Consider the following 24,138-nt stretch of genomic DNA (forward strand, 5'->3'; position numbering starts at 1 on the left):
CTGCTGAACATCACGCCCGACCATCTCGACCGCTACGACAACTGCATGCAGAACTATGTAGACGCCAAGATGCGCATCTTGCAGAACCAGACAGACGAAGACTCGTTCATATACTGGAACGACGACCCGATAATAAGCCGCGAGCTCGAGAAATATGACATCAAGGCCATACGCTATCCGTTCTCGGAACTGAAGGAGAAAGGATCTATCGGATACATCGAGGAAGGCATGTACAAGATAGAGAAGCCCACACCCTTCAACATGGAGCAGGAGGCCCTGAGCCTTACAGGCAAGCACAACATATACAACTCGCTGGCAGCGGGCATTGCCTCTAACGTGGCTGGAATAAAGAAAGAATTTATACGCAAGAGCCTCAGCGACTTCCCCGGCGTTGAGCATCGCCTCGAAAAGGTAACTACAGTGGCAGGCGTGCTTTACGTAAACGACTCTAAGGCCACCAATGTGGACGCATGCTGGTATGCGCTCGAAAGCATGAAAACTCCCGTAATACTTATTCTCGGCGGAAAAGACAAGGGCAACGACTATAACGCAATAAAAGACCTTGTGAAAGAAAAGTGTGCCGGCCTGGTTTATCTCGGCGCCGACAACACCAAACTTCACAACTTCTTCGACGGCATGGGCATACCCGTGCGGGACACCCATTCAATGCGCGACTGTGTAAACGCATGCTATGAGATGGCAAAGCCCGGACAGACAGTGCTGCTTAGCCCCTGCTGCGCCAGCTTCGACCTATTTAAGAACATGGAAGACCGCGGCGAACAGTTCAAGACACTCGTAAGAGCTCTCTGACACATCGCCGCTACATCAAGGCCGTCCGTCACTGCACCGCCTCACGCCAAGCACTGACGGACAGCCTCTTCATCAACAATAGCAAACAATAATATCAACAGACAAACATGGAAGAAAAAGCCGCAACCGGCAAATTTAAGGGTGACAGAGTGATATGGACAGTGTTCTTCTTCCTCTGCATCATCAGCATCATCGAAGTGTTCAGCGCATCGAGCAACCTCTCTTTCAAGAGCGGCAACTATCTCGGACCCGTACTGAAGCACGTTATGCTGCTCGTCGTCGGCGTCATGGCCATGATAGCCACCATGAACGTAAAGTGCAAATACTTCAAGATGGTTACGCCTGGGGCCCTGATTATCTCGTTCATCGGCCTTATAGCCGTATTGTGCTTCGGCGAGAGCACCAACGGCTCGCAGCGCTGGCTGTCGATTATGGGCATACAGTTTCAGCCCTCCGAGCTTGCCAAAGGCGCCATAATACTTGCAACGGCACAGATACTCAGCGCCATGCAGACCCCCACCGGAGCCGACAAGCGTGCCTTTAAATACATATGCATCGTATGCGCCTTTATCGTTCCTCTCATCATGGTAGAGAACCTCTCAACGGCCGTGCTGCTCTGCACTGTGGTGTTCCTGCTCATGTTCATCGGCAAGGTGCCAAAGGCTCAGCTGGGCAGGCTGCTGGGCATAGTGATGCTCTGTCTGATCTTCATCGTGTCTATGGTAATGATACTCGGACACGATAAGGAAAAAGAAAATGCCGACGGACAGAAGATGGCCATGACCGAACAGGTGGAGAAAAAAGACGAAACTGTAGTAGAAAAAGTTTTCCACCGTTTCGACACATGGAAGGCACGTATAGACAAGTTCCTCGACAACAAGGAGATAGCTCCTGAAGAAGTAGACCTTGACAAGGACGGCCAGACAGCACACGCCAACATAGCCATTGCCTCGTCAAACGTAGTAGGCAAAGGCCCTGGCAACTCCGTAGAGCGCGACTTCCTGTCGCAGGCATTCTCTGACTTCATCTACGCCATCATCATCGAAGAGATGGGCATAGCCGGCGCAGCCTTCGTATGCCTGCTGTACATCATACTGCTCTTCCGCACGGCAACCATAGCCAACCGCTGTGTCAACACGTTTCCGGCGCTTCTCATCATGGGCTTTGCCCTGCTGCTCGTCATCCAGGCCATGTTCAACATGGCCGTGGCCGTCGGCCTTGTTCCCGTCACCGGACAGCCGCTTCCGCTGATAAGCAAGGGAGGAACGTCAACCATAGTGAACTGTGTCTACATAGGAATCATCTTGAGCGTAAGCTACTCGGCCAAGAAGAAAGACGAGGACGGCGACATGGACGAGACTAAAGCTGACAAGATAAAGCCAGCTGCAACGGACAAGAAAATAACTTCAACAACATCAGCATCACCCGTGCCTCTCGCCAAGATAGGATAAGCCTGCCGCTAGGGCCTGACAGAAAAAGCAAATAATTAAATCCGAATGTCTTTTCAATGTGTTAAAAAGATATTCGGATTTAATATTTTATAGCGACACATTCTGCGACTTAATCCAAAATCGGTTCTTAGAATTCTGACTGGATTTTTGCTTTATATTGAGCGTATTTCCGTTAGACTTTTCGCAGGCATAGCGGACTATGTCAAGAAAAAGCAAACAAAAAGACCTCTGAAAACATTTTACCACAGATAGCGTCTAAACATCCAACAACCTTACCTGCCTGCGCAGACACCAGTCTTTGTCTGTTCAACATGCTTCATCGTTCCGTCTGAATTATAGTGCAGCTCGTCTACACAGACGCTGCGGCGGCCTATGGCACCGCGGTGGCCGTCTAATGTCAGCACGGCATTGTGATAGAACAAATACCAGCAGCCGTTGAACTCTATTATGCCGGGATGTATGGTGTAGCTGTTTTCTGCCGGACCGGTCAGTTCGCCGCGATATATCCAAGGGCCGGCCACATCAGGCGCCGTGGCATACGAAATGGCTTCCTTACCGCCACCGTCAGAAGCGTAGGTCAGATAATACATGTCGCCGCGCTTGTGCAGCCACGGACCTTCCATGTATTTCGGAAGATCAATCACCTGTATTTCGCCGTCAAGCTCTGTCATGCCGGGCTTCAGCTTTGCCATGAAGCACGTGCCGTTGCCCCAGCAAAGCCATGCCTGGCCCTTATCGTCTACAAGCACCGTTGGGTCGATGTCGTTCCACCAACCGCGCTCGCCGTTTGACGTCATCGTGTCGCACACCAGCGGCTTGCCTATCGCATCCTTGAACGGACCTATAGGCGAGTCGCCAACAGCCACTCCAACAGCCTTGCCCGTATATGGCGCACCGGCCTGCACCGTGGTAAAGAAATAAAACTTGCCGTCTTTCTCTATAACCTGTGACGCCCATGCCTCGCCTACAGCCCAGCTGAAGTCGGCAGGACAGAGCACAGCGCCATGGTCTGTCCATGTCTGCATGTCAGCAGTAGAATAACAGAGCCACTCAGTTATGTTAAACTCTTTTCCGCCTGAAGCCGTGTCCTGACCGTCGTAATACTCATCATGGCCTACATAGAGATACAGCCTGCCGTCATAAACCATAGGAGCTGGGTCGGCCGTAAATTTGTCTTTCACAAGCGGATTGCCTGTGTTCGTGAATGTTCTCACTGCCTGGACGTTGTCCTTCGTGCCACGCCAACAGCATTCCGAGCCGGCTACATCTTGCGCACAGGCACACGTTGCGCCCATCAGACCAGCCGTAATTAATGCTAAAAATGTTTTCATAATATTTGTATGTTTTTGTTTTTTAAATCTCTTCTTGTCAGCATCTGCTTCCATCATGGCAGGCACGCCCATGCCTCACTGCACGTCTGCCAGATGCAAATATAAAATTTTGTTTTTGCTGACAGACATATAAAAGAATAAAATATACTCGCATGACAAGAAAAGGCATACATTTGAAACATAATAAAATAACTGGTACGGATACTGCCTTACGGACCGGTATGACAACAAACATACAGTAATTGTAATGAGGATGGACGGACAAAGTTACGCACAGTGAATTATGAAACAAAATTCAGCATTTGCCAATTGTAAATTGTGAATTTTCAAAAAACCTCTTTACGCATTTTGCTGTTAACGACAAACTTAGTAACTTTGCGCCGGAATTCTTACATTATATAATATAAACTATGGCAAAAAAAGCATTATTGATGATACTCGACGGATGGGGTATCGGAAAGCATGGCGCAGGAGACGTAATATTCAACACACCGACGCCTTATTTGGATTATCTTTACGCCGTAAGCCCGCACTCACAGCTGCAGGCTTCAGGCGAGGATGTAGGTTTGCCTGACGGACAAATGGGTAACTCTGAGGTGGGACACCTCAACATCGGAGCAGGACGCATCGTTTATCAAGACTTGGTTAAGATTAACCGTGCTTGCAGCGACGGCTCTATACTCAAAAACCCCGAAATAGTTAACGCATACAGCTATGCCCGCGACAACGGCAAGAAGCTGCACCTGATGGGTCTGACCAGCAACGGCGGTGTACACTCTTCACTCGACCACCTGTTCAAGCTCATCGAAATATCTAAAGAATACGGACTGAAGAACACTTATGTTCACTGCTTCATGGACGGCCGCGACACCGACCCGAAGAGCGGAGCCGGATTCATCAAAGAACTGACTGACCACTGCGAGAAGAACGACGCTCACATTGCAAGCATCGTAGGACGCTTCTACGCTATGGACCGCGACAAGCGCTGGAACCGTGTTAAGGAGGCTTACGACCTGCTCGTTGAGGGCAAGGGCAAGAAAGCCACTGACCTGGTTAAGGCTATGGAAGAGAGCTACGAGGAAGGCGTTACCGACGAGTTTATCAAGCCTATAAGCAACGCTAACGTTGACGGCACTATACAGGAAGGCGACGTTGTTATCTTCATCAACTTCCGCAACGACCGTGCAAAGGAGCTTACACAGGTGCTCACACAGCAGGATATGCCGGAGGAAGGCATGCACACAATAAAGGATCTGCAGTATTACTGCATGACTCCGTATGACGCATCTTTCAAGGGCGTTCACATCCTCTTCCCGAAAGAGAACGTACAGGACACCCTGGGCGAATATCTGAGCAAGCAGGGCAAGAAACAGCTGCACACAGCCGAGACAGAGAAGTATGCTCACGTAACATTCTTCTTCAACGGCGGACGCGAGGCTGCATTCGAGGGCGAGGACCGCATCCTGGTTCCTTCTCCAAAGGTTGCTACATACGACCTAAAGCCTGAGATGAGCGCATACGAGGTTAAGGACAAGCTGGTTGGCGCTATCAACACTCAGGAATATGACTTCATCGTTGTCAACTTTGCCAACGGCGACATGGTAGGCCACACCGGCGTTTACCACGCAATAGCAAAGGCAGTATGGGCTGTTGACCACTGCGTACACGACGTTATCGAGGCTGCCAAGGCCAACGGATATGAGGCTATAATCATAGCTGACCACGGAAATGCCGACAACGCAATCAACGCTGACGGAACACCTAACACGGCTCACTCACTGAACCCGGTTCCGTTCATCTACGTTACAGACAACAACAGCGCAACTGTAAAGAACGGTCGTCTGGCCGACGTTGCTCCTTCTATCCTCCACATCATGGGTCTGGAGCAGCCGTCTGACATGACAGGCGAGAACCTTATTGAGGACAACAAATAACAACATTCCGGCTGAGCAGTCAGCAGGAAAAGATAAAAATAAAGGGACGGGCATTTTTTGCCCGTCCCTTTATTTTTATACAGACATCGTCAACTTGCACCAAAAGTTTCCTTGAGCGCAGCGAAAAAAGACAAATGCATTTCTCTTGCCATCGGATATGTAGCAGCAAGACTAATTACCGGCTGATTTGCAATTGTCGTACAAGCGAGAGCAGAAGCAAATTATATTTGGTTATGCCGAGCGCAGCCAACAATCAATAGAATTAATCTGCCGGAATAGAGTATAAGGATTTTAATCCGCTTGCTGCCTATTTTTGATTAATAAGTAGGAGTTTCGGATCACAGATCCTAATATCTAATGCTGTCGGATAGCATATCCGACAGAACATTAGTCTTGTGTATTCTTATCAATCACTACGCATTTGGATTTTTCACTTTTATCTTTTCACTTTCGCAAGACGTTTATCATTGCGCACAGCGCCTGCTCTTCACTTAGCTACACATCCCCACACTTTAATGACTGCAAAATAAAGGAAATAAGCGGTCGGTTTTTGCATAAAAAGTGACCCGTTTACGTATAAAAAGTGGGCCACTTTTGACACGTAAACAGGCCATTAACAGTCTGAAAGCAAAGTCATGACATTTACTTAACGGTACTCGTTGTAATAGGACTTAAATATTTAATCCGAAATATAAACGCCATAAAAATGTTACGATTTTTACGGTATTTTTCAAACAGACTTAAAGAACTGGCAAATATCACAACAAGTCAAGCCTTAGTCAAAGACATAAAATATGCGGTCTGCGCCAAAAAGAGATAACAGCATCAGGCATCATCGTCAGGCTTGTTGGCCATAAGGCGCTGATAGGTAGAAGGCGTCATTCCGTTCACCTTTTTGAAAGCCTGTATGAAGCTTGCTGCCGAGTTGTAGCCCAGTTCCTCATATATGGCCTGCAGCGTCATGTTGCCATAATGCTCCTTGTCCGAAAGACGGCGACACGCCTCGCGTATGCGGTATTCACTGAGAAACTGTCGGAAGTTCTTGCCGTAGACGTCGTTAATGGCCCACGAAACATATTTGGTGTTAGAGCCAACCATCTGCGCAAGCGTATTGAGGTTGAAGTCAGAGCGCGATATCACGCTCATGTCTGCCATCACGGTGTTAATCTTGTTCAGCAGCAGGTTCTTCTGCTCTTCGCTCAGCAGCGCAGCGGCCGTGCGCTCTTTCTTATCAGCCTCGTCGGCCTTTCCGTCAGCATCTTCTGCCTCGCCTTCCATGTCACCTGTGCTCTCCTGCCCTGCCTCACCGGCAACATCGGGCACATCGTCCTCGTGTACAGTGTTTACAGCTTTTGCATATTGCTCGAGCAACAGGCGGCTCTGCTTGTCAGACTTCATCAGTTCTTCGTTCTTACTTACAAGCAGTATCTGTGCGTCGGTAAGTTTGCGGTTCTTCAGCCTCAGCATACGATACAGTACGGTAAGCACAATAAGCATGATGACAAACACGATGATAACCACAAGCTGCGTGGTGTTGCGTGTTGTAAGCGAGTCGATGAGCTTCTGATTTACGGCATTTTCATATTTAAACAGCTTGCTGCCCGAGATGTAAAACTGGCTCTTGTTGAATGCCGAGTCAGACAATTCAAGATACATTGCCTTATATTTGGCTGCCGAATCAGCCTGTCCCGCACTGGCATAAGCCTCACTGAGACTTTTATACACTCTCGACATTTTGTCTGAATTATCTATCTTTAATGCCATCTCACGACATTCCTTAAAATATGCAATTGCTGTTTTTGCATCTTTACGTTTCAGCGCAATATTTCCAAGTTCCATATACGGTGCCTGAACATACATAAGCGGCATATTACGCTCCTTTGCAAAAGCATACGTTTCCTTATAATAATACTCAGCCATAGCATAGTCTCCTGCCGTCTGAGCTATGAATCCCTGATTATTAAGACAATAATACTGCCTTAGCTGCTGGTCCTGTACGGGCAGCCTCATCATAACATTAAAAGAAGCCTTCGCCCTCTTAATATCTTTCATGAAACAATAGCATACGACAATATTAGACAGGAACTTAAACTGAAGATCTACATCTTCTGCCTTCACGGCAGCCTTATATCCCCGCTGATAATAATGCAGACATCGGTTATAGTCGCCTATGCTTGCATAAATATTTCCGATACAACCGATACATGCATTATATACCCGATTGCTCTTTTCATTTTCGGCTTTGTCAAGTGCCCTTGTATAATAATCCAAGGCTTCAGGAAAACGTCCGGTAGAATAGAACACATCTCCTTTAGTCTTCAGAACAACTGCGCTGTCCGACTTTTCTTTAGAAGCAAAAGACGGCAACGTAAAGACAAAAGAAAACAACAACAGCAACAAGACTTGTAATTTCATCAAGAATAATATTTATTAATAAAAGGGGGTACTAAATTTTTCAGCAGAATCATCAGGCATACCTGAATCTTGAGCCGTGATACAGATTAACTCATGCAAAGATACAAAATAATATTACTTAAACGTGAAAAAAAGACAAAACAATAACAAATTGAAGTAACGCCCATAAAAAGTCTATATTGATAACATAAATATACATTTCAAGCCGTTTTTGTTAGGTTTTTTATTTAAATTCAAGAATTTAAAAACAAGTCGGAACATAAAATCATGTTTTTTATAGATAAAATAATATTTTTGTCAAGCGTTTTAAGTTTAACAAATATAAATATAATGCTTATGAAAAGAATTATCCATTATTTTGTAGCTTCAGCGGCATTGTTGTTCTGTTGGACATCGACAGAGGCACAGGTAGTAATGAAACTGCCTGAAACGAACAAAGCGGCAAAAAGCAATGCCGGACAAATGCAGAAGGCTGAACCGGCCAAAGCTAAAGCAGAAAGCATGTCAACAGACTATAAGAGTCCGTGGCCATTACAGACTTTTGATGAAAAAACAATCTACTCAAGATTTATAGAAGAAAAAGGTAACGTACCTACATTAATTGCACCAATACCCTACAAGACATCTGCCAAGGCTGAAAGCGAAATCCTATATACATATACAGGATTCAACGCTGGAGCCGGATTAGATGAAAACGGAAATGCAACAGGCGGCATGGTAAACTTTAATCTTACACCATTTGCCTGCGACACCGTGTCGTCAGATTCAGGACTTTCGCCTTATTCATATACGGCAAAAGGCAAATTGTATTGTTTCTTGCCTATTCAAGATGGTGCCACAGGCAACTATAACACAATAGTCAGAACTGTATATGATGCCAACACTCTTGAATTGCTGAGCAAAAAGACATTTACCAACGCTAACGGCAACTCAAGCTATGTGCCATACATGATGTCCTACGACGATCAACGTGACGTTGTTTTCGCAATTTCAATGGAAAACGTTAGAGATCAGGGATACGGCGGAACAGACTACTATCTTAATATATTAGACACGGCAACATGCCGCCTTCAGCGAGTTGGTTTCTTAGGTTCATACCGTGCTTACAAGACATCGGGTAACTATAATCCCAAAGGATTTGTAGCTGGCTATGGTTCGTTATTCGTACAACTCGCCGACGACAGTATCTACATGGCTAAAATAGATCCGGTAACGTGCAAGACAACCATTATTGGCCGGACCAAAATGCCAAATCAATATGTCTATGGCCAACAGCCAATGATATACAACGTTGCAGAAGGAAGTTTGCTCGTAAACCATTATGACTTCAACTACGGAACAGTTTACTATAAAGTCAGTCCATTTGTGCCATATGGATCAAAAGAAGATACATGTAAAACCGTATTAGTAGAAAAAACTCCTACAGGCTTCACCTATTTTTATAAAAGGCCAGAAGCAGAGACGACTTTCTCTAAATTACAGTTGGACGACATCAGTGACTTAGTTGTATCCGTTGCAGAAGGCAGTAACGACGCAAATATATCGTTCACAATACCGTCAACTGTCAACGGTGGGGAAAATATTGAAATACCGCAATGGGCATCAGACAAAGTACGCCTTTACTTCTATGTTGACGGAGCCAGCGTAAATCCAACAGGCGTTCCCTCACAGCCCACATTAGGCAGCAAAGTCAGCTGCAGCATGGAAGGTCTTTCTTCAGGCATGCATATCGTTACGGTACAGGTATATCCGCTGTACAGCGAAGTTAGTGGAGGCAGATTCTCAAAGACTATAGTATGCGGATACGATGCACCTGCAGATGTAGCAAATCCTACTCTCACAATAGAGAATCAACAGGCAACAATAACATGGGAAGCTCCCGAAAAGGGATTGTATGACGACTTCGGAAGTATCTTTGACAAATCTGACATATCATATACAGTTGTACGCAATGTCGACGGAAAGACTATTGCCGAGGACATAACCGAGACAACTGCCGTTGACACAGACATGCCGAAAGAAATACTCACTCACACATATACCATTTATGCAAAAAGCCATGGCAACGTAAACCGCGGAACCGTAACAAACAGCATAACGGCAGGACTATATATGCCTATACCTTATGTCAACACATTCTCTGATATGTCTGACATCGACGGATGGGCTATATACAACTTGAACAACGACGGAACAGCCCTGACATGGCAATACAACAATATCTATGGACTATTAACTTGCAGCGGTCGCAACGGATGTGACGACTGGATAATATCACCCGCATTTGACCTGAAGACCGATTCTTTATATATGCTGTCTTATCAGCTAAGTGTTTCGTATGAAACAGCAAGTCTGAAAACGACAATGGGCAATAGTAACACTGTTGAGTCACAGAACATTGTAATAGACGACCTGTATAACTTTGCAACTGAAGGTACTGAAACAAAACGTTATTATATCACCCCAACTGAAGACGGCTACTACAATTTCGGTCTGCATGATTACGGAACAGGAAGCAGCCCGGTATCTATTGACACATTCATTGTGAAAGCCATCGCTTCAGTAGAAGCTCCTGATACAGTATCTGCCGTTAACTTCGTTCCAGACGCAGTTGGTGCTTTAGGCGGAACATTCACGTTCACATTGCCTTCAAAGAGCATCGACGGCAAACAGATTTCAGAACTCACAAAGGTAACTATATACGATCTTAAGGGAAATGCTCTTGCCACCAAGACTGACGTACGTCCAGGCGAACAGATTACATTGCAGGTTAAGGCAGCCAAAGGCTTCAACACATTCTCAATCGTTGCAGCCAACGCTAATGGCGAAGGAAGACCTATGGACATAACAAAATATGTTGGTCCTGACGTACCAAAAACGATATCAGACCTGACAACCAAATGGGGTGAAGAACAGAACATTGCCATATTGTCATGGACGAATCCGACAGAAGGCGTACACGGAGGATATGTTGATCCGGCAAACTTCAAATATACTATCTATAAATATGACGTGAACGACTGGCCAAATTATACAAAACTTGGCGAAACCACAGGCGAAAGCGAAGTTGAAATACAGATTATGGACGCTTCTGACGCACAAGACCAGTATATATTCGGCGTAACAGTTTCTAACGATGAAGGTGAATCTGACTACGTGCGTTCAGGACTGGTGATGGGTACACCGTACACACTGCCATACAATGAGGCCTTTGCCGAAGCCGGAGTAGACCATGCACCATACCTCATCGGCGCAGGTATAAACAATCAGGCATGGACCATCGACCCGGGTTATTACAATGCAAAGATTCAACCATATGGACAGGACGGCGCACAGTTGCTGTGTCTCAACACTGGTTCATCAGAAGGCTCTGCATATTTCATCTCTCCGATAATCGACTTCGAGAAAACAGAGAAGCCTATGTTCTCATTCTGGCTGCACCACTCTGACGCAATGCCTGAAACAGCATATATTAAAGTTATGGCTTCAACTGACGGAAGCAAAAACTATGTCGACATCAGCGAAGAGATTAATCTTACCGGCAACAACGGATGGCAGGAGCACATCGTTGACCTCTCAGCCCTTAACGGAAAGAAAGCACAAATATCACTCTATGGATACATGCCTAACCCGGCCGTAAGAATATTCGCAGACAACTGGAGCATCTACGAGGCATCCGGCAAAGACCTCGCCGTGACAGGTATAACACAGCCTTACATGCCGGTAGTGGGCGACACTGCAACCATCAGCGTAACCGTTGTAAACAAGGGTGCAAACGAAGCCACAGGCTACTCTGTACTGTTCAATGTCGACGACATGACCATAGACGAAGTAGATCCAGAAGAGACCCTGGCAGCAGGAGCATCACGCACATTCACGTTCACTCTGCCTATAACAGCAGCGAAGAAAAACATACTCTACAACGCACAAGTGCTGTATGACGGCGACCAGAACGAAGAGAACAACCTTAGCAGCGACGTAGAACTCGACCCGCGCAGCATGAATCTGCCCGCTCCTACCTCACTGACACTCAGCAATGACGACGAACTGACATGGACCGCACCTGAAGCAATGGACGGACGCAAGGTTATGCTCGACTTCGAGAGCCTGCCGGCATTCGCCACAAATGAGATTGCAGGATGGAAGACTGTTGACAAAGACGGAAACCTGTCAACAACATTCATACAATATTACGGCAACTATTGGCCTTATGCTAACCAGCCTCTGGCATGGATGACATGGAGCGCTAAGGAAGCCGGATGTCCCGACGCAGCAGTATGGACTCCGTATGAAGGAGAAAAGTGTCTGATTCACTGGGGCAACTATGGTGCCGACGCCGAAGGACGTCCTAACAACAATCCTGACGACGACTGGTTTATCTCACCTGAGATTAAGGGCGGCACAGAAATTTCGTTCATGACTCTCTCTAACGACGCTACAAGTTCTATCGAGATTCTGACATCTTCGACAGACGACAAGCCCGAATCGTTCACCAATAAGGTTACTGTGGTTGAATATCCTACAATAAGTACATGGAAGGAAGTAAAGGCAACACTCCCGGCTGACGCTAAGTATGTGGCAATACACACTATCCTTGACGGCTTCGGCATCATGATAGACAACATTGCCTACACAGAAGCAAAGTCACCTGTGCTGAAAGGCTACAAGCTGTATCTCGACAACGCCGTTAACAGCCTCGTTGCTACAAACAGCGCAAAGGCCACAGCCAACGGAACCTACGCAGTAAGCGCAGTTTACGACCTTGGCGAATCAGACCTGTCTAACACTGTATCGGTAACAACCGGTATAGCTGACCTGCAGACATCTGACGTGAAGGTTATGGCTGGCAACGGCTGCATCATAGTAAAGAATGCAATCGGACAAAATGTTGAGGTGTTCACTCTCAACGGACAGAAGGTTGCAGGCAGCGTTGCAGGCGAGACGGCAACTTATCAGGTAGCAAAAGGTGTTTATGTGGTTATGGTAAGCAACAAGCCATATAAGCTGATTGTTAAATAATAAGTTAGAATAACAGAAGCCACGGGGCTGGCACGGCAAGCCAAGTGTCATGCCGGCCCCTTACGGCTTCTTTGTTTTTATATATAAAGACATTAAGCATGAAACGACTTTTTATCTCAATAGCCATTCTATTATGCGGCATCTGCAGCACTAAAGCCATACCGGCTGACCCTACGCCAAAGAAAGTGATTCAGCCCGACGGCACAAGTCTCACGGTGCTTATGCGGGGCGACGAGCATCGCCATCTGCTGTTCACCGAAGACGGATATCCTCTGTTTTTCAACCTTAAGACCAAAACCTATGAATATGCCAGACTCGACGGCAGCAAGATAACAGGAAGCGGTCTGGCTGCTGCAGACAAGGACATGAGAAAGACAGAAGCCAAGAAATATCTGGCTTCTATAAATATTGACGCATTTAGCCGCGCGACAGCCGGCAACGGAATGAGAAAGGCACCTAAGCGAAGCGACTATCTTATTAGCGACTTCCCCACAATAGGCCGCCAGAAGTCTCTTGTCATACTGATTCAGTTCAGCGATGTCAAGTTCTCGTCTATAGACAACCCTCACCAGTTTTATGACGATATGCTCAACAAGGAAGGCTTCACGTGGAGCAACGGAGCAAACGGCAGTGCACGCGACTTTTATCTGCAAAGCTCTAACAGTCTGTTTGACCCCGACTTCACTGTGGTTGGTCCGGTGACGCTATCAAACAAAGCCACCTACTATGGTTCTGACGACAAAGGACAGGACTTCAGAATGGGCGAAGCTATAAAAGAAGCATGCGAGCTTGTTGACGATGAAGTGGACTTCTCCGAATACGACACCAATGGCGACGGATATGTCGACAACATATATTTCTTCTATGCCGGCGGCGGACAGGCCGACGACCCTAACGGAACAGAACTTATATGGCCCCACTCTGCCATCGTTGAGGAAGCATGGGACATGAAGCTCGTCTACGACGACAAAGTGATAGGCCATTACGCCTGCAGCAACGAGTTGCGCTATAGTGCAGTTGGCGACCTGCAGCCTTCAGGCATAGGAACATTTGTCCATGAATTCGGCCACGTGCTCGGACTTGTTGACCACTACGACACTTCATATGGTTACTTCACCTTCGGGCTCGGAGCCTACGACACCATGGCCTCAGGCTCATACAATAACAACATGCACACGCCGCCGCTCTTCTCTGCGTTTGAGCGTGCCGAACTGGCATGGCTCGACTATGACATACTGGACAACAACGCCGACAGCATAACTATGATTCCAAACCTGGCATCGTCAAACAAGGCTTTCCGTGTGAACGTTCCGGGAAAGGACAACGAGTTTTTCGTGCTTGAGAACCGCATACAAAGCGGATTCGACACATACCTGCCGGGGCAAGGCATGCTTGTATGGCACATAGATCAGGACAAAGACGCATGGGAGAACAACATCGTAAACATAGACCCGCAGCATCAGCGCGTAGATATTGTTGAAGCTGACGGCATTCAGTCGGAAGCGACACGCTCGGGCGACACATTCCCCGGCTTTGCAGGAATAACACAGTATGAACTCACATCGTGGGACGGCGCAAGCCTTGTATCGTTTGATGACGTCACGCTGGACGGCGACACAGCCCAACTGCTGCTTGCCGGAACATCATTCAGCATGCCTGCACCGGCTACAGTAGACGTGACAGACATAGCCGACAGCAGCTTCGTGTTCTCATGGGCGGCTGTCGAACACGCCAAATATTATGAAGTAAGCGTGTATTGCACCGACGGCAACAGCCAGCGCTTGTATATCGGCGACTTTGACCATAAACGTTACACATCGCCTGAGACGATAAAGATTGACGGCCTTGTGCCGCTTACCGACTATGTCGTAGCCGTAAGCGCCGGACTTGGCAGCTATATGTCTGAAGAAAAGAATGCTCCAGTGCAGACTCTCGATCTGGCCTTCGCCAAGCGCAAACCTGCAGGCTTAGCCGCAACAGATGTCACAGAAACGGGATTCAAGGCTAAATGGGAAGCCGTGCGCGATGCAGACGACTATCGTCTGACGGTAATGAAACATGACTATTCCGATGAACTCTCGGCAAAGGGATACGACTTCAGCAACAAGGCAGAAGGCATGCCTGACACATGGACTTCAACGAGCAGCATGTTCTACTCGGTTTCGGGCTACTACGGCGAAAAGGCACCGTCGCTGCGCCTCTCGTCAGACGGCGACTATCTCGTGATTGCATACAACGAAATGCTCATCAGCAACCTTAGTTTCTGGTGCCGCGCAAAGAGCAATACAGAAAAGATATATGTAGAGGCTGACCAGGGCGACGGAGTATGGACCGAGGTGAGTGTCATCAGTCCATCAGTAGACGGAGCCACTGAGCGGGTAAACTTAGACGAGTGCAAGCAGGTGCGCCTGCGCTACGGGCGCACTTCGGGCTTTGTAGTTATCGACGATGTCGTGGCTGAAGGCAAGATGGTAGAGCGCACACCGGTAAGCGGATACGACGGACTGTCTGTAGGCAACGTGCTAAGCTACGACGTAAAAGGGCTGAATCCGGGAGCAACATACAGCTTCATAATACGTGCAGCACAGAACGGCGAACTGAGCATCAGCTCTGACGAATGTGCGCTGACACTGCCCAACAGCACAGGCATAAGTCAGGCTGTGGACGATTCTGCCACAGGCAAGACTGAAGTGTACGACATCAGCGGACGCAGAATGCCTGCAGGAGCGTTGCCTCATGGAGTGTACATCATTAACGGAAAGAAAGTTGTGAAATAAAAAATATTTAGAGTTATGCAAAGACTGTCAACAATAATACTTGCATTGCTGCTCAGCATAGGCGCAATGGCACAGTCAGGAACGGTAAGCATGGGTTTCTGCAACGGTCAGATGGCCGATGAGGGCGACATACAGCTGAACGGCAAAGGATGGGTGTCGTGCGCAACGAAACTGCCGTCATCCGCCCTCGACGCATACAAGGGCAACAGCATTTCGTCTATACGCGCAGCACTGCTTAACCGCATAAACATCGACACGCTGAAGGTATGGATACGCACCGAGCTCGACGGCGACAACATAGCCGAAGGATACATCACACGATCCTCTACTCCGTCCGTGAGCAAGGGATGGAACGAGGTGGAGCTGACCGAGCCGTATGAGATAACCGAGAATGCCGGCGACATATACATCGGCTATTCTTTCCATCAGAGAGCCAACGTAGTGGCAGTTTCTATCGTTGGCGAACCCGTGGCAGGCACATCATATCTCAAGATGGGCGACGCTCAATGGCAGGACATAAGCAACAAGGGCGTTATCAGCATGGAGGCAATAATAACGGGCAGCTCACTGCCTAAGCAAGACCTCGGACTGCTATCTGCCACAATAAGTCCGTGGCCACAGAGCGGAGTGAACGCCCTGAAGGTGAATGCCGCCATACACAACTACGGCATAGAGGCTGTAAACGGATTTACCATAAAATGCACCACAGGCGAAACTGTCTGTCGGACACACATCGACACGCCCATTGGGCCTACGTCAAGTACGTCGTGCTCGTTTGTCATCGATCCGGGCATCTACACCGACAGCCAGGCCAGCTGGAGCATAGAGATTGAGAGCATTGACAACGGTACAGACGAAAACAGCACCAACAACATGGTTGAAGCGGTGTGTACTTATCTGAAAAACGTTCTCATAGAGGAGTTTACGACAGAGAAATGCAGCAACTGTCCGAGAGTGGCAGGCTATCTGCATACGGCAATGAACTCGAGCAACGACTATAGCGACAGGGTGTTCGCCGTGTGCCATCATGCCGGCTACTATACCGACGAGTTTACCCTGCCCTGCGACGAGGAGATGCTCTGGCTGTTCAACAACGGCTCCAGCTGCTATGCTCCGGCTATGATGATAAACAGGCAGCCGTATCATGAAACGGGCAACTCTTCCGGCAGCAAGACCGCCGTTTATCTGCCGCAAAGCCCTGACGACATCACGTCGTATATCAACACCGAGATGGAGCTGACAGCAAATGCTGTTGTAGGCATAACGTATGAATTCAATACCGACTCTACAGCGGTTACGGCAAACGTTACCTGCCTTAAAAACGACAACCTGATATGCGCAATGCCACATCTGACAGTATACCTTACTGAAGACGAGGTTAAAAGTCTTTTTCAGGAAGGATATGAAGGACAATACTATCAGCAGCACGTAATCCGCGGATACAACAGCACATGGGGTGAGCCTGTAGTGTGGGACGGCAATTCGTTTACATACTCATACACCTTCGACATCGACAAGGAGTGGAAGAAGAACAACATGAAGATTGTGGCTGCACTTGCCAACTATAATCCCGACGACGCCACCGACTGTTCCGTGGAAAATTCGGCGGCCATAGACCTGATAAAGAAAGAGACAACGGGAATAAACACTGCTGAAGACAACGGCTGTAACGAACCGGCTGAATATTTCAATCTGTCGGGACAGCGCATAGCCAATCCGCAGCACGGCATATTTATCGTGAAATACAAGAATGGCCATACAAATAAAATTCTCAAATAGCACTATTTTTCTTTGATAATGGTAAAAAAATGGATTTAGAGAAGAAGCCGGGAGCGTGATGTTTCCGGCTTCTTTATTTTTCTCCCTTCAACAGACTAACAGAAATAATTACCGAAAGCATATCTAAGAACGATTTTATGTTCATAAATTCTATATCTAACGCCTAGGCATATAAAACATTCTTCTGCCTTTATAATGGCCTTATCAGAAAGACGAAATAGAAGAATATACCCTGAAAAGCCGGCAAAAGCATACCTTTCATGATGCAAAAGGCATGCTTTTACACTGTAAAAGGTGGCTTTTCATAAAGCGAAAGGTGGCATATTGCAAATGATAATTAGAAGAGCATAATTCGGGCGATAACAGATGTGAGTTTTACCCTAGTCAACTTTAATCATGGAAAAAACTCTTTGAAGTCAGCCAAATTTAGAAAAGGACAGACAAATACATCAATAAAAAAGTTTTTATAAAAAACTCATCACTCGTCACATCTAGCCTTAACTCTCTGTATGACAAGTGATTAAAGCGTGACGAGTTGGAATTTCAACTCGTCACACCATAAGTAACACATTTACAACACTTTACATTGAGATGTGACGAGTGACGAGTTTTCTGCAAAAACTTTTTTATACCGCATTTAGCCAAAACAAGTCCGGGCAAGGAACGGGGTTAAACATCAATCTATGAGCCAAGGAAAATCTACAAAAACATAAATATAGGACTGACAGCGCTCATGGATGCCCGAAGGGCTACACCTTAGTAACCGTGGGTGTGCCACCCACGGACAACCGACCACATTAAAACAAGCACCCGAAGCGGTGCTATTTTATATGAGGTTACTAAAATGTCGCAAAGTAGCACCACTACGGGTGCTTGTAAAATTGCACGTTGTCAGTCCGTGGGTGGCCTTCGCATTGCTACGGCACCCACGGTTACGGAAATGAAGCCCTTCGGGCTATCCCGTCGCATAGCACAAGCCCGATACCGTAATTACACTCATGGTAATCATTCTTGATTTCGTTTATCCATTATCAACATTCAATCAGATATTCTAATCTGCCGGAATAAAGACATGCTGAGCGAGAGGCGACGGCACAAAGATTGGCGCAAAAATTTGACTTTCAAAGAAAAATATGTATTTTTGCATTGGTTAAAAAATTACACTTTGAATTATGGACGTAAAGATAGAAGAGTCGTGGAAACAGCATATTGGCGGTGAGTTTGAAAAGCCTTACTTTGCCAATCTTATCAACTTTGTACACGACGAATACCGCAACCATACGTGCTATCCGCCGGGACGACTTATCTTCAACGCCTTCAACCTGTGCCCGTTCGACAAGGTTAAGGTGGTGATACTCGGACAAGACCCCTACCACGAGCCGCGGCAGGCTGAGGGACTGTGCTTCTCGGTGAGCGACGGAGTGCCGTTTCCGCCCTCGCTTATCAACATATTCAAAGAGATTGAGAACGACCTGGGCACGCCGATGCCGCAGAGCGGAAGCCTTGTGCGCTGGGCACAGCAGGGCGTGCTGCTGCTCAACGCCACGCTGACCGTGCGCGAACATGCTGCCGGAAGTCACCAGCGGCGCGGCTGGGAGGAGTTCACCGACGCTACTATCAGCGCACTGAGCAGAGACCGCGACAACCTGGTGTTCATCCTCTGGGGCGGTTATGCCCGCAGCAAGGCACAGCTCATAGACAACTCGCGCCACTTGATACTGCAGTCTGTCCACCCGTCACCGCTGTCGGCCAACCGCGGCGGATGGTTCGGCAACCACCACTTCAGCCTGACCAACCAGTATCTGCAGCAGCACGGCATGGAGCCGATAAAATGGTAAAAAAACGACATTATATCACAATAGACAACGAATATGGATTTACCGATAATACAGGTGGGCGACGTGCTTGTGTCGCCCGACATTATAACAGAGCAGTTCTGCTGCGACCTCGATGCCTGCAAGGGCGAATGTTGCATTGAAGGCGACGCCGGAGCGCCTGTAACGATGGACGAGATAGGCGGCATTGAGGATTCGCTCGACACGGTGTGGACCGACCTTTCGGCCAACGCGCAGGCCGTGATAGACCAGCAGGGCGTGGCGGACATCGACCCGGAAGGCGAACTCGTAACGAGCATAGTCAACGGCAAGGACTGTGTGTTTACATGCTACGAGAACGGCTGCTGCCTGTGCGCCTTAGAAAAGGCTCACCGCGCCGGCAAGACAGAGTTCTGTAAGCCCATAAGCTGCGCTCTCTACCCTATCCGCGAAAAGAAACTTTCCAACGGCCTGACCGGCCTCAACTATCACCGCTGGAGCATCTGCGAGGCAGCACGCGCCAAAGGCAAGGAACTGGGACTGCCCGTGTATAAATTTCTGAAAGAGCCGCTGACACGCCGTTTCGGCGAGGAGTGGTATGCCGAACTCGAAGCCACCGTTGCCGAGCTGCACAAGGCAGGGATGATATGATAAAGGCCGTAAAAGATATAAACGTCCGTGTTTCTGACATAAGAATCACGGACGTTTTTCATATATAGGCAATAAATGCAGTACGCTCTGCAACGGTATTAACATCAAAGAATGCGTCAACAGCCGATGACATAAAAAACTTTCGGATAACAGAATATAAGGTACATTAAAATAAAAGGCAAAAAGAAGGCCCCGCCGGACAGCAGTTCCGGGCGGGGCCTCACCATAAATAAAAGCCAGACAAATTTACTTCACGATAGTTTTTGAAACCACCTTGCCGTCGGCAGTCTTGCCTGTAACGATGTTGACACCCTTGCGGTAGGTGTTGAGCTTAACACCGTCGGCAGAATAGATGCCTGTAACTGTTATGGCCTGAGCGGCCTCAACGCCGTCGATGCCTACAGTTCCTTCAGATGCCTTTCCGGCCTTGCTCAGTCCGCCATACTCGTTGACAGCCTGAATAAGATATTCATCGCCGTCAGTATAGCTGCAAGATGTGGCAGTGGTGAATCCTTCCACGCTGCCGTTCTTGGTTATAACGTAGCAGATAGCGTAAGGCACGGCATCCCATGTGATGGTCTGCTCAGACTTGCTGATTACCGGAACAGGAGCGTCGCATGCCTCTGTAATAATCTCCGGCTGCCAGTTGTCGTCGCCTGAAAGCACGTTCTTAACAGTGTATTGTGCTGCCTCTTCGTCGGTCAGAGAGTTCTTTGCATATCCCTCCACCTTCTGAGTCTTGTCGTCGTCGGCATAATAGTAGTAATAGCTGCGGCGCTGTGACAGGTCTACGGGGTTGCCTTCGCCGTCAACGGTGTTGTAGTCGGCAAAGATAGCCGGTATTGCACCCATCGTCTCATACCATCCTGTGGCAGGTATGGTAACCTCAGCCTTGGTGTTGATGAACACGGTCTTGGGCTGGTCGTGCCACGGGCGTCCGAGCCATACAGAAGTTTCTGAAGGCACGCCGGGAGCGGTAATCACGTTGTTCATGAACACATAGCCCCACTTAGAGTCGCTGTTGTGCGACGGAGCAACGATGTATCCGCCGTCCTTGCGCACGATGTTGAGCGTGTCGCCGTCGAAATAATAGTCGCCGTTGTTGTAGATAAAGTCTACCGCACCCTCTATGAAGCAGTTCTTGACATAAGCACGGCAGTGAGAGTCGCTCGGTGTGATCCATGTATCCTGATAGCTGTACATGCCGCAGTTGTTGAACACAAGGCGGTCGTTCTTGGTGTTAAGGGCCAGAGCCTGAGGTCCGGCATTCTGCTCAACGCCATAAGAGTTTACGAAGCTTATGCCCTCGAAGTAGAGGTTCTCGGCACGTGCCACGAACGTAGCGCCTACGTCTACGTGCAGCGCATTGTCGCCTCCGCACAGCTTATCGTCGCTGATAGACACCTTGTTACGGTCTTGTCCGATGAAATGGAGATAAGGCTTCGATTCAGGCACATCTACATGCTCCTTGTAAACACCTTCCTTGATGAAGATGAGCCACGGCTTTACGCGTCCCTCGGGAGCTGCGTCTACGGCAGCCTGCACGGTTGTGTAATCGCCGGTTCCGTCCTGTGCAACCACAGCATCGTAAACACGTGCCTCGGGCTGCTTGCGCTCCATTGTTGTGAAGGTGAGACTTACGCCCTCGAAGGCGTTGCCCGTGCGGTCTTCAATGGCTCCGGCAGGCAGTGTGAACGTATAGTCAGTAGAATATTTCAGACCTGTATATTTATATACAACTGTCTTTCCGCTTACGGTAGGAACAATCTCCTCACCGTCGAGAGTTGCCTTTCCGTCGTTGGCGGCAGCCACAACTTTCTCGTTGAACGTAAGTATCACAGAACCGTTGGCCGTAACGTCCTTAGCCTTGTCGGCAGGAAGTGTAGACACCAGTTTGGGCGCCTCGCCGTCGTCAACGATGTTTCTGTCAGCCAGCACGAATATTTCTGCAACGGCAGTTCCGTCGAGATTGCTCTCGCTGCCCACGAGCTCTGAAGTCCAGTCGGGCATGAAGCGTATGTAAACGCGGTCTTGTCCGGCAGCGTCGGCAGGCAGGTCGAACTCGCCTTCAGCCCATGCGCGGTAAGGCAGAGTGTATGTGCCAAACTTAGTGTATGTCTGTCCGTCAATGCTGTATTCGGCATTTACAATGCTGTGAGCGTTGAAATCGTCACCAACGGCAGCCGAAAGCTTGATGTTAGAATATTCTTTTGTAGAGAACGATATCTCGAAATAATATTTCTCGCTGAGATCTCTCCACACGCGTGCGGCATACTTGCCGTTCTGTCCGCCCTTCTCTGATCCGCATGCGAGCCATGAAGAAGTGAGGCCCTCGGCATTACGCAGCGACAGCAGTCCGGCGTTGTCGCTCTCAGCCTTATAGTCGGCAGCGCGCTCCTTAGCAGGAGTATCGCTGTAAAGGTCCCATCCTACGATATAGTCAGCGCAAGAGAATGTGGCAGTAACCTGCTTGTCGCCGTCCATGCTTATCTCACGCACTGCGTCGGTAGAGTTGTCTTCCCAGTTGGTGAATGTCAGAATGCGGTTGTTGAGAACAGTGAGCTTCACGTCGGTTCCTTCCTCATAATAGTGAACGCCGTCAACGACATTGCCCTCAGGACTGAACTGAACGAGGTTGGTGTTGGCTCCGCCTTCAAGTGTGAGGTTGAGCGCATAAACGTTGTTTTTGGTGTAAACGGCAGTGAGCGATGTGTTCTCTGAAATCTCGAATGTATAGGGATTTTCGGTAGAAACCACCTCACCCTTGTCGTTGTTCCACGACTGGAAGTGATATCCGAAGTTCTCTGTGGCAGTAACAGTGATGCTTGTGCCTTCGTCGAACTCTGTTCCTGAAGGATTAGAAGATACGTTGCCGGCACCTTCCATGCCCGACTTAACCGACAGGGTGTATACGGGAACGGCAACAGGAGTGCCCTCAAAGTCGGCAGTGATGCTTACGTTGTTGATGGCGAGCTGCTTGCCTGCGTTGAGGTTATATACATATATGAATATCTCGAGCTTGTCGGTGAGCGTTCCGAGCTGCGACAGGTCGTAGTCGTAGCTTGAGAAAGCCGGGTTTCTTTCAGGATTTACATTCGATGCAATGGCCACTTTCTGGTCGCCGCTTACGGCATAAATGTCCATTGTACCGCCGCTTGTTCCACACTTTGCAGCGTTGAACGTAATCTTTTTAGGTGTGAAATTGATGCCTTTCTTGGGCACAACGGCAAAGCTGATGAACGAGTTTTCGTCCAGAGCGTTGTTGATTTTCTCTGTGGGTTCGAGCTTTGACATCACTTCAGGGTCGCACTTCTGTGTGCCGTTGAGCGTAAGTTTGCTGCCGAGAGTGTAGCCTGTAGACGACAGAGCCTCGGGAACAGAAGCCTCGGCAGAGGTAGGATTAGACGCACCTTCGTTGAAAGGCCATGCCACTGTGGCGTCCTTGGCGCTGATGCCCTGTGAGCTTTCGTCCTTTTCGGCGCTCACAGTGAGCTGCTTCAGGTTCCAGTTGCTCACCAGTCCGTTGCCGGCTATGAGGCGTACTATCACCTTGTCCTTGTTGTTGGCCGACAGCTTCACGGTGTTTTCGTTGTATATCCACCAGTTGGGGGCTGTGGTGCCCTTGCCGGCATCAATCCATGTCTCGCCGCCGTCGGTTGAGAACACGGCCTCGATGGCAGCCTCAGCGTTGCCGCCGTAGCCTATGGCATAGGTAAGAGAGATGTTCTTGTAGCCCTTTGTGGGGAAAGACACCTCATAATATACATTGTGCTGCGAGGCATCGGTGTAGTCGGTGATGTTGTTTGCCTCGCTGTTCTCAATGCGCATCACCTTGTCGCCGTTGCTGTCAGATACCTGCCAGTATCTTGACTCCGACTGTGCCGACAGCATGTAGCTGCCTTGTTCGCCCTCGAATACGTTGGGATAGAAGTAAGGTGCCTGGTCTTTAAACCATGTTGCACTTATCTCTGCCCACTCGTTGCTGTTGGGCACGTAGACTGTCTTGCCGTCTACGTCGGTTTTGTCATAGCCGCTTGCAAATGTCCATTCTGCGAGCTTAGCTTCCGTCTGCGCCAGGGCACCAGTCGGGAAGCACAGCGACGACAGCATGACGAGCAAGCCGCATAAGCTGATCTTTACGCTTTTCATAATTGTTT

11 protein-coding genes are annotated in these 24,138 nt (G+C 48.4%); 8 read left to right on the forward strand and 3 right to left on the reverse strand.

Going from position 1 to position 24,138, the window contains the following annotated elements; translation table 11 throughout:
• Together murD and QVO66_RS12885 are read left to right on the forward strand one after the other, a co-directional pair.
• Positions 1–810 (forward strand): UDP-N-acetylmuramoyl-L-alanine--D-glutamate ligase (gene murD / locus QVO66_RS12880; protein WP_288172890.1); only part of this gene is annotated, 810 nt, incomplete at its 5' end.
• 107 nt (positions 811–917) lie between these two features.
• Positions 918–2,261: an FtsW/RodA/SpoVE family cell cycle protein gene (locus QVO66_RS12885; protein ID WP_021855911.1), complete on the forward strand. Its 1,344-nt coding sequence runs from the start codon at positions 918–920 to the stop codon at positions 2,259–2,261.
• A gap of 272 nt (positions 2,262–2,533) precedes the next feature.
• Here QVO66_RS12885 and QVO66_RS12890 read toward each other — a convergent pair whose 3' ends face one another.
• The gene (locus QVO66_RS12890) at positions 2,534–3,592 is read right to left on the reverse strand and encodes a glycoside hydrolase family 43 protein (RefSeq protein ID WP_021855912.1); all 1,059 of its coding nucleotides are present in this window, start codon (positions 3,590–3,592) and stop codon (positions 2,534–2,536) included.
• 410 nt (positions 3,593–4,002) lie between these two features.
• On the opposite strand from QVO66_RS12890, the gene gpmI reads away from it, so the two are divergent.
• Complete coding sequence (gene gpmI / locus QVO66_RS12895; protein ID WP_288172893.1) at positions 4,003–5,526, forward strand: 2,3-bisphosphoglycerate-independent phosphoglycerate mutase; 1,524 nt, start codon at positions 4,003–4,005, stop codon at positions 5,524–5,526.
• A gap of 825 nt (positions 5,527–6,351) precedes the next feature.
• Here gpmI and QVO66_RS12900 read toward each other — a convergent pair.
• Positions 6,352–7,941, reverse strand: a complete 1,590-nt coding sequence (locus QVO66_RS12900; RefSeq protein WP_021855914.1) for a helix-turn-helix domain-containing protein — start codon at positions 7,939–7,941, stop codon at positions 6,352–6,354.
• 336 nt (positions 7,942–8,277) lie between these two features.
• Here QVO66_RS12900 and QVO66_RS12905 point away from each other — a divergent pair, with 336 nt between their 5' ends.
• The 5 genes from QVO66_RS12905 to QVO66_RS12925 all read left to right on the forward strand — a co-directional run bounded on the left by QVO66_RS12905 (position 8,278) and on the right by QVO66_RS12925 (position 19,981).
• Positions 8,278–12,960: a choice-of-anchor J domain-containing protein gene (locus QVO66_RS12905; RefSeq protein WP_288172894.1), complete on the forward strand. Its 4,683-nt coding sequence runs from the start codon at positions 8,278–8,280 to the stop codon at positions 12,958–12,960.
• Positions 12,961–13,058: 98 nt separating this feature from the next.
• Positions 13,059–15,737: a M6 family metalloprotease domain-containing protein gene (locus QVO66_RS12910; RefSeq protein ID WP_021855916.1), complete on the forward strand. Its 2,679-nt coding sequence runs from the start codon at positions 13,059–13,061 to the stop codon at positions 15,735–15,737.
• A 15-nt stretch (positions 15,738–15,752) separates the two neighbouring features.
• Complete coding sequence (locus QVO66_RS12915; RefSeq protein ID WP_021855917.1) at positions 15,753–17,516, forward strand: Omp28-related outer membrane protein; 1,764 nt, start codon at positions 15,753–15,755, stop codon at positions 17,514–17,516.
• Between the two features lie 1,172 nt (positions 17,517–18,688).
• Positions 18,689–19,354: a uracil-DNA glycosylase gene (gene ung, locus QVO66_RS12920; RefSeq protein WP_021855918.1), complete on the forward strand. Its 666-nt coding sequence runs from the start codon at positions 18,689–18,691 to the stop codon at positions 19,352–19,354.
• A 33-nt stretch (positions 19,355–19,387) separates the two neighbouring features.
• Positions 19,388–19,981 carry a DUF3109 family protein gene (locus QVO66_RS12925; protein WP_021855919.1) on the forward strand — a complete coding sequence of 198 codons (594 nt, stop codon included), beginning with the start codon at positions 19,388–19,390 and terminating at the stop codon, positions 19,979–19,981.
• A 246-nt stretch (positions 19,982–20,227) separates the two neighbouring features.
• Here QVO66_RS12925 and QVO66_RS12930 read toward each other — a convergent pair whose 3' ends face one another.
• Positions 20,228–24,130, reverse strand: a complete 3,903-nt coding sequence (locus tag QVO66_RS12930; protein ID WP_021855920.1) for a pectinesterase family protein — start codon at positions 24,128–24,130, stop codon at positions 20,228–20,230.
• Positions 24,131–24,138: the final 8 nt, after the last annotated feature.

It is taken from the genome of Prevotella sp. CAG:255 (assembly GCF_000431195.1).
Taxonomy (GTDB): Bacteria; Bacteroidota; Bacteroidia; order Bacteroidales; family Bacteroidaceae; genus Prevotella; species Prevotella rara.